Annotated in this window: 15 protein-coding genes; 9 read left to right on the top strand and 6 right to left on the bottom strand. The window is 52.2% G+C overall.

Features of this window, described 5'->3' with window-relative positions; genetic code table 11:
* Positions 1–149 precede the first annotated feature (149 nt).
* From glpK to K5L82_RS05065, 8 genes are all read left to right on the top strand, one after another.
* Positions 150–1,622, top strand: coding sequence for a glycerol kinase GlpK (gene glpK, locus K5L82_RS05100; protein ID WP_223133415.1), 1,473 nt, complete (start codon positions 150–152; stop codon positions 1,620–1,622).
* Between the two features lie 99 nt (positions 1,623–1,721).
* The gene (locus tag K5L82_RS05095) at positions 1,722–2,816 is read left to right on the top strand and encodes an ABC transporter ATP-binding protein (protein WP_133005582.1); all 1,095 of its coding nucleotides are present in this window, start codon (positions 1,722–1,724) and stop codon (positions 2,814–2,816) included.
* Positions 2,816–3,916 (top strand): ABC transporter ATP-binding protein, encoded by a 1,101-nt coding sequence (locus K5L82_RS05090; RefSeq protein ID WP_133005581.1) that lies wholly within the window; start codon positions 2,816–2,818, stop codon positions 3,914–3,916. The genes K5L82_RS05095 and K5L82_RS05090 overlap by 1 nt, the downstream gene beginning before the upstream one ends.
* Positions 3,916–4,782 (top strand): carbohydrate ABC transporter permease, encoded by an 867-nt coding sequence (locus K5L82_RS05085; protein WP_133007549.1) that lies wholly within the window; start codon positions 3,916–3,918, stop codon positions 4,780–4,782. The genes K5L82_RS05090 and K5L82_RS05085 overlap by 1 nt, the downstream gene beginning before the upstream one ends.
* Before the next feature lie 10 nt (positions 4,783–4,792).
* The gene (locus tag K5L82_RS05080) at positions 4,793–5,599 is read left to right on the top strand and encodes a carbohydrate ABC transporter permease (protein ID WP_133005580.1); all 807 of its coding nucleotides are present in this window, start codon (positions 4,793–4,795) and stop codon (positions 5,597–5,599) included.
* A gap of 11 nt (positions 5,600–5,610) precedes the next feature.
* Positions 5,611–5,886, top strand: coding sequence for a DUF2160 domain-containing protein (locus tag K5L82_RS05075; protein WP_223133414.1), 276 nt, complete (start codon positions 5,611–5,613; stop codon positions 5,884–5,886).
* A 175-nt stretch (positions 5,887–6,061) separates the two neighbouring features.
* Entirely contained in the window at positions 6,062–7,810 is a 1,749-nt protein-coding gene (locus K5L82_RS05070; protein WP_223133413.1) for an ABC transporter substrate-binding protein, read from the top strand.
* A gap of 135 nt (positions 7,811–7,945) precedes the next feature.
* Positions 7,946–8,167, top strand: a complete 222-nt coding sequence (locus tag K5L82_RS05065) for a hypothetical protein (protein WP_133005577.1) — start codon at positions 7,946–7,948, stop codon at positions 8,165–8,167.
* A gap of 34 nt (positions 8,168–8,201) precedes the next feature.
* Here K5L82_RS05065 and hemH read toward each other — a convergent pair whose 3' ends face one another.
* The 4 genes from hemH to K5L82_RS05045 all read right to left on the bottom strand — a co-directional run bounded on the left by hemH (position 8,202) and on the right by K5L82_RS05045 (position 10,717).
* Entirely contained in the window at positions 8,202–9,314 is a 1,113-nt protein-coding gene (hemH, locus tag K5L82_RS05060) for a ferrochelatase (RefSeq protein WP_223133412.1), read from the bottom strand.
* A 23-nt stretch (positions 9,315–9,337) separates the two neighbouring features.
* Complete coding sequence (locus K5L82_RS05055; protein ID WP_133005575.1) at positions 9,338–9,772, bottom strand: TIGR01244 family sulfur transferase; 435 nt, start codon at positions 9,770–9,772, stop codon at positions 9,338–9,340.
* A 77-nt stretch (positions 9,773–9,849) separates the two neighbouring features.
* Positions 9,850–10,275 (bottom strand): YeeE/YedE family protein, encoded by a 426-nt coding sequence (locus K5L82_RS05050; RefSeq protein ID WP_133005574.1) that lies wholly within the window; start codon positions 10,273–10,275, stop codon positions 9,850–9,852.
* A gap of 4 nt (positions 10,276–10,279) precedes the next feature.
* Positions 10,280–10,717: a YeeE/YedE family protein gene (locus tag K5L82_RS05045; protein WP_133005573.1), complete on the bottom strand. Its 438-nt coding sequence runs from the start codon at positions 10,715–10,717 to the stop codon at positions 10,280–10,282.
* 351 nt (positions 10,718–11,068) lie between these two features.
* On the opposite strand from K5L82_RS05045, the gene K5L82_RS05040 reads away from it, so the two are divergent.
* Positions 11,069–11,491, top strand: a complete 423-nt coding sequence (locus K5L82_RS05040; protein ID WP_133005572.1) for a phasin family protein — start codon at positions 11,069–11,071, stop codon at positions 11,489–11,491.
* 8 nt (positions 11,492–11,499) lie between these two features.
* On the opposite strand, the gene K5L82_RS05035 is transcribed toward K5L82_RS05040, so the two are convergent.
* Positions 11,500–12,129, bottom strand: coding sequence for a TetR/AcrR family transcriptional regulator (locus tag K5L82_RS05035; RefSeq protein ID WP_133005571.1), 630 nt, complete (start codon positions 12,127–12,129; stop codon positions 11,500–11,502).
* Between the two features lie 18 nt (positions 12,130–12,147).
* On the bottom strand, positions 12,148–12,960 hold the full coding sequence (xthA, locus tag K5L82_RS05030) for an exodeoxyribonuclease III (RefSeq protein ID WP_223133411.1): 813 nt from the start codon (positions 12,958–12,960) through the stop codon (positions 12,148–12,150).
* Positions 12,961–13,002 lie beyond the last annotated feature (42 nt).

The raw sequence follows: 13,002 nt of genomic DNA, 5'->3' as shown, positions 1-13,002 counted from the left end.
TTTAGTTGTTTTAGAGAGTTTCTGCAGCTGTCGAGGTGGGTTGGATGGCAAATTGACTGCTATATAAGGGGAGGTGAAGCAAAATTCTTGGTATTTCTTTTTCAAAAAAGCAAAAATGCGAACAAAAATGAAGCCGAGGCCGATAACGCATGAGTCAGTATCTACTTTCGATTGATCAAGGAACCACCAGCTCCCGGGCCATTCTCTTTGATCTGAAAGGCAATATACACGCAGTTCGACAAGAGGAATTTCCTCAGCACTTTCCGGATAGCGGTTGGGTTGAGCACGACCCGGAGGATCTTTGGTCAACGGTTCAGCGCACCTGCGATGCGGTGATGGCAGAAGAATTTGACGCCGATGACGAAGTGATTGGGGTGGGCATCACCAATCAGCGTGAAACAACCATCATCTGGGATCGAAAAACCGGAAAACCGGTGTATAACGCCATTGTCTGGCAGGACAGGCGTACTGCAGATTACTGTAAATCGCTAAAGCTGAGTAGCCACGAACCTTGGGTGCACGGCAAAACCGGCCTTTTGATTGACCCCTATTTCTCGGCCACGAAAATTCGCTGGATTCTTGAGAACGTTTCGGGGGTCAAGGAACGCGCAGAGCGGGGTGAATTGGCCTTTGGTACGGTAGACACCTTCATCCTTTGGCGCCTGACAGGTGGCCGTGTACACCGAACCGATGCCACAAACGCCAGCAGAACCCTGTTGTTTAACATCCATACGCAACAGTGGGATAGCGATCTTCTGGAGATGTTCGACATCCCTGCATCTTTGCTTCCAGAAGTGATGGATTCATCCGATGATTTCGGAGAAATCACGGAGGGCGGTGCGCTCAATGGAAGCTCTGTTTACGGCATCGCTGGTGATCAGCAAGCGGCGCTATTTGGACAAACCTGCTTTGAGGTCGGGATGGCGAAGAGCACCTACGGTACAGGCTGCTTCTTGATGCTTAACACCGGTGATAAAGCGCTTCGTTCCGAACACCGCTTGCTCACAACTGTGGCATATCGTTTAAATGGCGAAACAACCTATGCGCTCGAAGGCAGCATCTTTATTGCCGGAGCCGCGATTCAGTGGTTGCGGGATGGCCTGCAACTCATTAATAACGCCTGCGACACTGAACCCTTGGCCCAAGGAACGCCTGTCGATCACGGCGTGTATCTGGTACCTGCGTTTACCGGACTCGGTGCTCCCTACTGGGATCCGGATGCCCGAGGGGCTATCTTTGGTTTAACGCGGGATACCGGAATCAAAGAGATTGTGACCGCAGGGCTGCAATCTGTGTGCTACCAAACGAAAGATTTACAGAAAGCGATGGAAAAGGACGGTATTCGTCCGACCACACTGCGAGTAGACGGCGGCATGGTTGCGAACAGCTGGGTGCTGCAGTTCCTGGCTGACATTCTGGGGGCAACCGTAGACCGTCCGTCGCTGGTGGAAACGACAGCCTTGGGGGTGGCGTATCTGGCGGGGTTAAAAGCCGGTGTTTATCAATCGCTGGACGAATTATCGGATTTGTGGCGCTGCGATCGCAGGTTTGAGCCTGTGATGACGAAAGAGCATCGCGACCGATTGTACGAGGGCTGGATCAATGCGGTGCAAAAGCTATAAGCAGGCTTGGGCTTAGCTAACGTAAGCCCAAGCTGTATTACAGCTTGCATTGGATGACAGTGCTCGGACACGTTTTCACAAAAACAACAAGGAAGACACATGTCCTTAACGCTCGAGAACATTTCCCGAATCGTCGACGGTGTCGATTATATTCGGAATGCCAACCTGACGTTTGAGGCTGGCTCGTTCAATGTTTTATTGGGGCGGACGCTCGCAGGTAAAACCTCGCTGATGCGTTTGATGGCGGGGCTGGACAAGCCGACCCAAGGCCGCTTGATCTACAACGGCAACGATGTAACCCATCAGAGCGTCCAGCGCCGCAACATTTCGATGATCTATCAGCAGTTCATCAATTACCCGAATCTTTCTGTCTACGAAAATATTGCTTCACCGCTGCGCCTGGCGAAGATGCGGGAAACGGAGATTGATCGGCGAGTCAAGGAAACAGCGGCAATGCTGCGCATCGAACCGCTTTTAAAACGGTTTCCCCTCGAACTCTCCGGAGGTCAACAGCAACGTACGGCCATGGCGAGAGCCTTGGTGAAAGACGCGACTCTGGTGCTTTTCGATGAACCTCTGGTGAATCTCGACTACAAGTTGCGTGAAGAGCTGAGGGCCGAATTGCGGGACTTGTTCCGCGAGCGTCAGTGCATTGCCGTCTACGCCACAACGGAGGCCAACGAAGCTCTCGCTCTGGGAGGCACGACCACACTGCTTCACGAAGGTCGTGTGGTTCAGAATGGCCCTGTGATGGAGGTGTATCGCAAGCCCGTCAATACCTTGGCGGCTCAGCTGTTCAGCGAGCCACCGATGAACCTGATTCGAGGCCGTGTTTCAGATACGGAACTGTCGTTTGATGAAGACACCCGCCACGCGCTGACCCAAGAGCTGGCCGATTTGAAACCGGGCGAGTACTGGTTTGGAATCCGCCCCAGCCATATTGCCCTGACACCTGCCAACGATGACGACCTTGAGATCCCCATGGAAGTGGCGCTGAGTGAAATTAGCGGCTCGGAAACCTTTATGCATGTCGAGAGCCGCCATTTCGAGATGGTCACTCAATCGATGGGCGTGCATCAATATCACACAGGCGCACCCATTCGTGTGTACCTGCCGGTCAATAAGCTGTTTGTGTTCGATACCCACGAACAGCTCGTACACACGCCGTCGCAGCGTTCGGGGAGGGGAGTGTAATGGCTGAGATTCACCTGAAGTCCCTGGCTCACAGCTACAGTAAATCGCCATCAGGCCCCGAAGATTACGCGATCCGTCAGCTAGACCACGTTTGGCACAAAGGTGGGGCTTATGCGCTCCTTGGGCCGTCCGGGTGCGGTAAGAGCACCATGCTCAATATTATCTCGGGATTGGTGCAGCCATCGGAAGGCGAAGTATTGTTCGATGGCAAGCGGGTTAATGCGCTTTCGCCTCGGGACCGGAATATCGCACAGGTTTTCCAGTTTCCGGTGATTTACGATTCGATGACCGTCTACCAAAATCTGGCGTTTCCGCTGAAGAACAACAAGGTTCCCGCGGAACGTATCAAGGTGCGTGTGCAGGAGATCGCCGAAGTACTGGAGATCGAAGACAAACTGCATAAAAAAGCCAAAAATCTCACTGCTGACGAAAAACAGAAAGTGTCCATGGGGCGTGGTTTGGTAAGGGAGGATGTGTCTGCCATCTTGTTTGATGAACCACTCACCGTTATCGACCCGCAGCTTAAGTGGAAGTTGCGCCGCAAGCTCAAGCAAATCCACGAACAGTTCGATATCACCATGGTTTATGTAACCCACGATCAGCTAGAGGCGTCCACCTTTGCCGACAAGATCGCGGTTATGTACGACGGCCAGATCGTACAGTTCGGCACCCCGACCGAGTTGTTCGAGCAACCCAATCACACCTTCGTTGGTTACTTTATCGGCAGCCCGGGGATGAATCTGATCGACGTTGAACGGTGTGCTTCGGGTGTTCGTTTTGGGTCCACCGACGTAGCCTTAGATGGATGGCGGCTTGAGCAATTAAATCGTCTCGAATCAACCAATGTAAAGATCGGGATTCGACCTGAATTCATACAGTTAAGTCATGAAAATGAAGTTAATTCTTATGAATCCAAGGTGTTGGATATGGAAGACCTGGGCACCTACAAAATCATCGATGTGGACCTGGATTCACAGACGTTGAAGGTGCGGGTCGATGAGGATTTTCACGCGGAGATTGGCAGTCGCGTTCACCTTACTCTGCCGCCTGAATGGACCATGTTATACGTCGATGAATTCCTGATGCAGGAGCAACCATGATGGATAAGATCCCGAACAATCGAGCTTGGTGGCTGGTGTTGCCGGTGTTCTTGTTGGTAGCGTTTTCAGCACTAATACCGCTGATGACCGTGGTCAACTATTCAGTTCAGGACATCTTCGGGCCGGGGCAGGCGTACTTTGTGGGTACGGAATGGTTCAAAGAAGTCCTCACCGATGAGCGCCTTCAGGATTCGTTGCTGCGCCAGTTCTTGTTCTCGGGCGCCGTACTTTTGATCCAGATCCCGCTGGGAATCGGGGTGGCGTTGATGATGCCGAAGTCTGGTATCAAAGGGTCCTTGTGTTTGATTCTGGTGGCCATCCCGCTGCTGATTCCCTGGAATGTGGTTGGCACGATCTGGCAGATTTTCGCGCGCGGTGATATTGGTTTGTTCGGGTGGGGTATTAATCAGTTGGGCGTGGACTACAACTACACAGGCAGCACTGTCGATGCTTGGCTAACGGTCTTATTGATGGATGTCTGGCACTGGACCCCCTTAGTCGCGTTGCTGTGCTATTCCGGCTTGCGCGCGATTCCGGAAGCCTTTTATCAAGCAGCGGAAATCGACCGGGCGTCCAAGTGGGCGGTATTCCGGTACATTCAGCTCCCACGGCTCAAAAGTGTGCTGATCATTGCTGTGCTTTTGCGTTTTATGGACAGCTTCATGATTTACACCGAGCCCTTCGTTCTGACCGGCGGCGGTCCGGGAAGCTCGACAACGTTCCTGAGCCAAACCCTGACAACCATGGCGATAGGGCAGTTTGATCTGGGGCGTGCGGCGGCATTCTCTCTGATTTATTTCCTGATTGTTCTGTTGATTTCGTGGTTGTTCTTCACCGCGATCACTCACGCCGACAAAGAACAATAAGGAGAGTGTGATGACACAAGCTCGCTCGAAAAATGTCGGGATTACAGTGTTTATTGTTTTGTTGCTTACCCCCGTGTATTGGCTGTTGAACATGTCGTTCAAAACCAATCAGGAAATCTTAGGGGGTCTGACCATGTGGCCGGAAAACTTCACCCTTGAGAATTATGTGGTAATTTTCACCGACCCGAGTTGGTACAACGGCTACCTGAACTCTATGGCTTACGTGGCCATCAACGTCATTATTACCTTGTTGGTCGCTTTACCTGCAGCCTATGCGTTCAGCCGGTACAAGTTCCTGGGCGACAAGCACCTGTTCTTCTGGCTGCTCAGTAATCGAATGGCGCCGCCCGCGGTGTTCTTGCTGCCGTTCTTTCAACTGTATTCATCGATTGGTCTGTTCGATACCCATATTGCGGTTGCCTTGGCGCACTGTTTGTTCAACGTGCCTCTCGCGGTATGGATACTCGAAGGATTTATGAAAGGGGTGCCTCGGGAATACGATGAAATGGCTTACATCGACGGTTACAGCTTTCCAAAATTCTTCGTGAAGGTGTTTTTACCGATGATTCGCTCGGGTATCGGTGTAACGGCGTTCTTCGCGTTTATGTTTTCTTGGGTTGAATTGTTGTTGGCGAGAACGTTGACCTCAGTCGATGCTCAGCCCATTGGTGCCATCATGACAAGAACCATCGGGGCCAGCGGTATTGATTGGGGCGTTCTGGCCGCTGCGGGCGTGTTGACCATTATCCCGGGTCTGTTGGTGATCTGGTTTGTTCGGAATCACGTGGCTAAAGGCTTCGCGCTAGGGCGCGTTTAAGGAGAAGAACAATGATCGCTTGGATGAACTGGACACCCAGTGTCGCCATTTTCTTCGCAGTTATTGCCGCGTTACTAGCGGTTATGACGGTTTACGAGCTTGTCTCCCCATGCACCGAGCGCAAGGGTTTCCTGCCGATTGAAACAACTCGCGGTGATCGGCTTTTCATTGGGCTGCTATCCGCGGCTTATATTCATCTGGCGTTTCTGGCGGTCAGTAACGTCAGTCTATGGATTGCGTTGGTCGTTTCGGTCCTGTGGGCATTGGTGCTGTTGCGTTGGGGCTAAGCGCGGGTTGATGATATTTGTAAAAGGTTCGTTTGCGAACTAGCTTGTAATCAGTGTTTGAAAACGACCATTCAGCTTTTACGAACACGGTTTTCATGGAGTCACTGAAATGTAACGAACCCCCCGAGTGCGGTTTGTGACGCTCTCTCAATAACAACAGTAAATGAGGTCGGATATGTCCAAGAATAAAAAACATCCCGGGGCCCTGATACTCAGCGCAGCTATTGCGGCGGCGACGATGGGTTTAAGCCTACAAGCCTACGCTGATCAGTATTCGGATGCCGCTGAAAAGTGGGTGGCGAATGAGTTCAATCGATCGACCCTGACTAAAGAGCAACAGTTGGAAGAGCTGGCCTGGTTCACTAAAGCTGCGAAAGACTTCCGGGGTATGGAAATCAACGTGGTCTCTGAAACCATCGCCACGCATGAGTACGAATCAAACGTTTTAGCCAAAGCGTTCTCTGAGATCACCGGTATCAAGCTAAGCCATACATTGATTCAGGAAGGCGACGTTATTGAGAAACTGCAGACCCAAATGCAGTCCGGTCGGAATATTTACGACGGCTATGTAAACGACTCGGACCTCATCGGTACCCACGTTCGCTACGGCAAGGTAGTCGCGGTCGAAGACATCATGAATGGTCCCGGTAAAGATCTGACGTTGCCAACGCTCGATCTTGATGACTTTATTGGGCTGGATTTCACGACTGGACCTGATGGCAAGCTGTATCAGCTCCCTAGCCAACAATTTGCCAACCTGTATTGGTTCCGAGCGGACTGGTTCGAAAGAGATGATTTGAAGAAGCAATTCAAGGATCGCTACGGTTACGAGCTAGGGGTTCCCATCAACTGGTCTGCGTATGAAGACATTGCCGAGTTCTTCACTGTTCATGTGAAGGAGATCGACGGTGAGAAAGTATACGGGCACATGGATTACGGAAAGAAAGACCCGTCTCTCGGTTGGCGATTTACCGATGCCTGGTTCTCTATGGCCGGAGCTGGCGATAAGGGATTGCCTAACGGGCTGCCTGTAGACGAGTGGGGCATTCGAGTTGAAGGATGCCACCCGGTAGGCTCGAATGTCTCGCGTGGCGGTGCCACAAACGGCCCAGCTGCGGTTTATGCGACAACCAAATACGTAGAGTGGATGGAGAAATACGCGCCGCCTGAAGCGACCGGGATGACGTTTTCTGAATCCGGCCCGGTGCCGGCCCAAGGCAATATCGCACAGCAGGTGTTTTGGTACACCGCATTTACGGCGAGCATGATCGAAGATGGTCTGCCGGTGGTGAATGACGATGGAACGCCCAAATGGCGCATGGCTCCTTCGCCGCGTGGCCCATACTGGGAAGAGGGCATGAAACTGGGTTATCAGGACGTGGGATCGTGGACGTTCCTCAACTCTACACCCGAAAAGCGCCGTTTGGCGGCGTGGCTCTACGCCCAGTTCACGGTAGCAAAGACCGTGTCGCTAGAAAAAACCATCGCTGGACTGACGCCCATTCGTGACTCCGACATCAACTCGGACTACATGACAGAAATGGCGCCGAAACTCGGCGGACTGGTTGAGTTCTACCGCAGCCCGGCGCGTGTGCAGTGGACTCCGACCGGTACCAACGTGCCAGACTATCCGAAATTGGCGCAGCTTTGGTGGCAGTACATTGCTCAGGCGGCTAGTGGAGAAGCAACACCCCAAGACGCATTGAATGGACTGGCCGATGCACAGGACCGTGTGATGGAGCGTCTGGAGCGGGCTAATGTCATGCCAAACTGTGGCCCCAAATTGAACAAACCTCGGGACCCTCAGTACTGGCTGGATCAGCCAGGTGCACCCAAGCCGAAGTTGGAAGACGAAAAAGCTCAGGGTAAAACTGTACCGTATAAGGAACTGTTGAAAACCTGGGAGGATGCTCGCAAAAGCTAAACTCCGACCGGATCTGCCCGCTTAGCAAAGCTGGGCAGATCCCCCCCCATTCTTTAGCCCGGTCCGTCTATCCTCGTATTGCTTTCGTTTCGCTGGTTGGAGACCATAACGTAGCACTAATGAGTGAGGTGATTTATGACGCACAACGAAAAGTTTACCGAGCAGGATAATCGAAAAAATCGTCGATTTTCGGTATCCGCTAATCGTGGCAATGCCAATCACCGAATTCGCTATGTCGAATCGGGCGGGGCGGCCGTTGATACGGAAGAATGTACGTTTTGCCAGGCTTTGCCCGATGCAGAACATAAAGGGGAAGTAGCGAAGACTGAAATCGCCAGAGGCCACCACTCCGGCTGAGTATGGTGGCCTTGGGATCCCAGCACTTAAAGGCTTAAAGGTCGGTTCGGCCAGGGAAAGTGGCCTGTTTTCGCGCTTCTGCGCATTTTGCCCGGGCTTCCAATTGCTCGCTGTCATTGGAAGGCGCGGCCCAGCCTTTGATGTTCTCTTCAACAAGCTCTACAAGAGCGTCGATGTGTCCAGGTGTAGCGTTCAGGCACGGTATGTAGGCAAACGCTTCACCGCCCGCTTCCATAAAGTACTCCCGATTTTCCTCATCGATTTCCTCAACGGTCTCCAAACAGTCCGCTGAGAAGCCGGGGCAGAAAACATCGATGGATTTTACGCCGCTATCGGGAAGCGATTTCAGGGTTTCATCGGTGTACGGCTGCAACCATTCCTCGCGCCCAAAACGCGATTGGAAGGTAGTAAGGTACTCGTCTTCTTTTAGCCCTAACCGTTCCGCCAGCAAGCGTGAGGTTTTATGGCACTCGCAGTGATACGGGTCGCCATTGAGCAAATACTTCAGTGGTATTCCGTGATATGACAGGATCAGCTTTTGCTTGCGTCCGTGTTCGGCCCAGTGTGCTTCGATGTGTTGAGCCATTGCCTCGATGTAGGCCGGAAAGTCATGATAATGAGATACAAAACGAAAGTCTGGAAGCCAGCGGCGCCCCATGAAATCTTTGGCAATCGCGTCGAAGGTTGAAGCCGATGTCGATGCTGAATATTGCGGGTACAGCGGAAGCACCAAAAGCTTGTTTACGCCCTGTTGTTGCATTTCGTCCAGCACGCGCTGGATGGACGGGTTGCCGTAGCGCATGGCGAAGCCCACCACCACATTGTTGCCGTACCGAGCTTGCAAGGCTTCACGGATACCTTCGGCTTGCTTGGCGGTGTGTACCAATAGCGGAGACCCTTCGGACGTCCAAACACCGGCATAGGCTTTCGCACTTCGTCTTGGGCGAATGCGAAGGATGACGCCATGGAGTATTAGCCACCAGAGTGGGCGTGCCACTTCAACAACCCGTGGGTCCCATAAAAACTCAGCCAGATACCTTCTTAACGCTGATGGAGTGGGGGCATCGGGTGTACCTAAATTGGTGACGAGAACGCCCAGGCGTTCGGCCTGGTTATGGCTGAAATTTTCAGTCCCTTTGTATGGCATTGAAACTTTCCGATTGTGGGGTGTTAACTTTGGTTGTTCTGTTGCTGCGTATGCATACGGCCAATGAGACCAGTGAGATCATAACCGGCTTGGTAGGCTTTCGAGAGCAGATCCTGTGGGTCCTGTTCCCGAGCTGAACTGAGCGCCCATAACACGGCGCTGCGTGTGCCAGACCGACAAAAGGCCAAAGCAGGCTTTTCCGCTTCCTTGAATAAAGGGGCGAATGCATCGACATCCTCATCAGTAATATGACCGGAAGCAACGGGCAGATACACCCACTTTAACCCATGTTGCTCGGCGCTTGCTTTGATGTCGGTCATTGGGGGCTGACCAAATTCCTCACCATCGGGTCGGTTCGCGATCAGTGTTTTGAAACCAAGGCGGGCAATTTCAGCAATGTCTTCGATGGCAATCTGAGGCGCGACAGACATTGTGTCGTCAATTTTTCTGATATCCATGGGGCTTCTCCAAAGGTTGGATGAGCCGAGCTCGTGATAAGCCCGGCACGGATACAAGTGAAATCGTTGGATTCGCGTCAGGATTGTGCGCGTTTCCGTTCGATAAGTTCAAAGAGCATCATACCTGCGACCATGGATGCGACAAAGACTATCCCTTTAATTTCACCTGCGCCAACCGCAACCAATGCAGGCCCCGGACAGAATCCAGCAATGCCCCAGCCCACGCCAAACATTAAGCTGCCGCCGACAAGGCGCTTATCAATCTTAGTATTGGTCGGCAGTTTCATATTGAAGCCAAGCAACGATAACGTACGTTTTTTGGCGACCGTGAAAGCCACTAAGCCTACAAGAATTGCCCCGCCCATAACCAGTGCGAGTGACGGGTCCCATAATCCGGCAATGTCGAGAAAACCGAGCACTTTAGCTGGGTTAGCCAAGCCAGAAATGAGAAGCCCTAAACCAAAGACTATGCCGGCGACCAAAGAGGCAACGTTATATTTCATGAAATCAGGCTCCGATCAGGTGGCGAATAATGTAAACGGTGATAAAGCCCGTTGCCATGAAGCTCAGAGTGGCAACCAGCGAACGAGGCGAGAGCCGGGATAGGCCGCATACCCCGTGCCCACTGGTGCACCCAGAGCCGTAGCGAGTACCGACGCCCACTAAAAGGCCAGCAACGATGATGGCTGGAAAGCCAGCATTGACTTCGATGGCCGGTAGCTCTGCAAACAGCTTCCAAAGAATCGGGGTACCAATCAAGCCGCCAAGAAAAGCGATGCGCCAGAGAATATCCTTGCGCACGGGGGTTAGGAGCCCGCCGAGAATGCCGCTAATGCCGGCAATGCGACCATTCAACAAAAGAAAGCTGGCGGCAGCAAGGCCTACCAGGATACCGCCAGCCAAGGCGCTGACGGGGGTAAATTCACCCCAAGCAATGTCTATCATTCAGAACTCCCGTCGAGTGTTCGTTTTGGAATAAGCATATAATAACAGGAAATAAGCACAAAAAAAGCCCGGCTTGGGAAGCCGGGCAGAGGCGTGCGAGTAGTATCCATGAAAGACTTCCAGACAAACCGGCATCAACGGGGACACCGGTATTGAGAAGTATTGACCATATTTCGTACAACTCAAGCTTTGCGCCGATTCCTTTGAAAACATTTCTTCATATGTACCCATTCTTTATATTGCGGCCCGACGCTGTGTGGGTTCCAGGCGGGTTGTCGCAACCACTGCAATCAAAAGGTGGCTGTAATATAATGCCTAATTAACTCTATTGCCCGAATTTAAGAGGTATTCATGTCTGAGCACGATGATCAAACACCTGAGACAGATCCGCAGCTGCCGGGAAAGATAAAGGACTCTGCTCGGCAGATCTGGTTGGCTGGTCTTGGTGCCTACACTAAAGCCGAGGAAGATGCTGGCAAGTTCTTCGATCGCTTGGTTCAGGAAGGTGAACAGCTTGAATCGAAAACCCGAGGCGTTGTCGGTAAGCAGATTCGTACGGTAGAAGATCGGGTTGGCGAAGTGCGCGAACGTGCAACCGGCACTTGGGACAAGCTTGAACACCTGTTCGACCAACGGGTTTCAGGAGCCTTGCGCCGTCTGGGTATCCATCGAAAGGAAGACATTCAGGCGTTAGAAGGCCGCATCGAATACTTGGAAGCGGAGCTGGCCAAACTCCGTGGGGGCTCATCAAAGGGTAGTGAGGAAGAGGAGTAAACTCCCGATTACAGATAGGTCTCGCTGATAAGTCTGATTTCCTCTTTGTCGTCTTCGGTAAGGTGGGGCAGTATCAGGTGCAATATCTGGTACACCCCTTTACCGGGATCGACAAACTCCCGATTATCCAGATGGGACAGCGTATCGAAGCTGCTCCAGTAGCAGACAGTCAGTGTTAGCTGCTGGCAAAGCGCGTCTAGTTCTGCTGGTTCTATGACCATCAAACCCTGTCGTTTGAAGCTGGTACACAGCGACTCGAACGCCAGGGTTTTCTTTTTTAGGATCCTCCGAAAACGGACTTGTAGCTGCTCGTATCGAGACAGCACGTTGACCAAGTCCTGATACAGGAACCGATAGCGAGCCACCGCCTCAAACAGGAGGTGCAGAAAGAAGCTAAATTGGTCCAGTGGCACTTCTGCACCGTCCGGCACCGCAAGCAAATCGAGCATTTCAGCTTCAAAGCTTTCGAAAAGCTCTTCAACAATGTCGCCTTTGCTTTTGAAATGGTAGTAAAGGTTGCCCGGACTGATATCCAGCTCATCCGAGATTAACAGTGTGGTGACGTTCGGCTCACCCAGGCTGTTAAACAGCTGCAAGCTGGTGTTCAGTATCCTGTCCCTGGTTTTTATTTTTTTCATGGCGGATCGGTCAGCCTATCAGAGTTCGAAACTTGCCCAGATGGGGCAGTGATCGGAGGGGCGCTCCATGGCCCGGATCTCATAACTACTGCCGGAATCTTTGGCTTTGGGCAGCAGGCTGTCGTTGGCCATGACTAGATCAATACGAAGGCCTCGTTTTGGCTCGCGTTCGAAGCCTTTGCTTCGGTAATCAAACCAGCTGTAGGTATCGGCTTCTTCCGGGTTCAAGTGCCGGAACACATCGGTAAACCCGCGCGCTTCAACTTGGCCTAGCCATTCCCGCTCTTCCGGCAAGAAGCTGCATTTTCCTGAGCGTAGCCAGCGTTTAGCGTTGTCTGGGCCGATTCCAATGTCTTTATCCGTTGGCGAGATGTTCATATCACCCATTAAAACAACATGGCCGGGGCGCTTATTGAGCTCATCCAGCAAATTCATCAAATCGGCGTAGAACTTTTGCTTGGCCGGGAACTTGGTCGGATGGTCTCTGCTTTCTCCTTGGGGGAAGTAGCCATTGATAACCGTAAGCGGCTCGCCATTAATCGTGAAGTGCCCGGTAATGAGCCGGCGCTGTGCGTCTTCGTCATCGGTTGCGTAACCTTTGACTACCTTGTCAGGCGCTTGCTTGGACAGCAGCGCGACACCGTAGTGGGTTTTCTGACCGTGGAAATACACGTGATAGCCGAGTTCCCGGATGGCTTCCTCCGGGAATTCTTCATCCCTGACCTTGGTTTCCTGAAGCCCGATAAAATCAGGGTTCAGCTGTTCAATAACAGCTTCCAGTTGGTGCAAGCGAGTGCGGATACTGTTGACGTTGAACGACACGAACATCATGGTTATGGAATCTCCGAATCAGTTTGGCTCGGAGTTTACCAC

The sequence above is a fragment of the Marinobacter sp. AL4B genome, assembly GCF_019916045.1.
Taxonomy (GTDB): domain Bacteria; phylum Pseudomonadota; class Gammaproteobacteria; order Pseudomonadales; family Oleiphilaceae; genus Marinobacter.
Note: the sequence above shows the minus strand (reverse complement) of the source record. Positions and strands in the feature narration are given on the sequence as shown.

What these genes read in the sequence shown, in the direction of transcription:
- K5L82_RS05050 (WP_133005574.1), bottom strand. Translation starts at nt 10,275, where the DNA reads ATGAAATATAACGTTGCCTCTTTGGTCGCCGGCATAGTCTTTGGTTTA.
- K5L82_RS05045 (WP_133005573.1), bottom strand. Translation starts at nt 10,717, where the DNA reads ATGATAGACATTGCTTGGGGTGAATTTACCCCCGTCAGCGCCTTGGCT.
- hemH (WP_223133412.1), bottom strand. Translation starts at nt 9,314, where the DNA reads ATGCCATACAAAGGGACTGAAAATTTCAGCCATAACCAGGCCGAACGC.
- K5L82_RS05070 (WP_223133413.1), top strand. Translation starts at nt 6,062, where the DNA reads ATGTCCAAGAATAAAAAACATCCCGGGGCCCTGATACTCAGCGCAGCT.
- xthA (WP_223133411.1), bottom strand. Translation starts at nt 12,960, where the DNA reads ATGATGTTCGTGTCGTTCAACGTCAACAGTATCCGCACTCGCTTGCAC.
- glpK (WP_223133415.1), top strand. Translation starts at nt 150, where the DNA reads ATGAGTCAGTATCTACTTTCGATTGATCAAGGAACCACCAGCTCCCGG.
- K5L82_RS05090 (WP_133005581.1), top strand. Translation starts at nt 2,816, where the DNA reads ATGGCTGAGATTCACCTGAAGTCCCTGGCTCACAGCTACAGTAAATCG.
- K5L82_RS05085 (WP_133007549.1), top strand. Translation starts at nt 3,916, where the DNA reads ATGGATAAGATCCCGAACAATCGAGCTTGGTGGCTGGTGTTGCCGGTG.
- K5L82_RS05080 (WP_133005580.1), top strand. Translation starts at nt 4,793, where the DNA reads ATGACACAAGCTCGCTCGAAAAATGTCGGGATTACAGTGTTTATTGTT.
- K5L82_RS05035 (WP_133005571.1), bottom strand. Translation starts at nt 12,129, where the DNA reads ATGAAAAAAATAAAAACCAGGGACAGGATACTGAACACCAGCTTGCAG.
- K5L82_RS05055 (WP_133005575.1), bottom strand. Translation starts at nt 9,772, where the DNA reads ATGGATATCAGAAAAATTGACGACACAATGTCTGTCGCGCCTCAGATT.
- K5L82_RS05065 (WP_133005577.1), top strand. Translation starts at nt 7,946, where the DNA reads ATGACGCACAACGAAAAGTTTACCGAGCAGGATAATCGAAAAAATCGT.
- K5L82_RS05040 (WP_133005572.1), top strand. Translation starts at nt 11,069, where the DNA reads ATGTCTGAGCACGATGATCAAACACCTGAGACAGATCCGCAGCTGCCG.
- K5L82_RS05075 (WP_223133414.1), top strand. Translation starts at nt 5,611, where the DNA reads ATGATCGCTTGGATGAACTGGACACCCAGTGTCGCCATTTTCTTCGCA.
- K5L82_RS05095 (WP_133005582.1), top strand. Translation starts at nt 1,722, where the DNA reads ATGTCCTTAACGCTCGAGAACATTTCCCGAATCGTCGACGGTGTCGAT.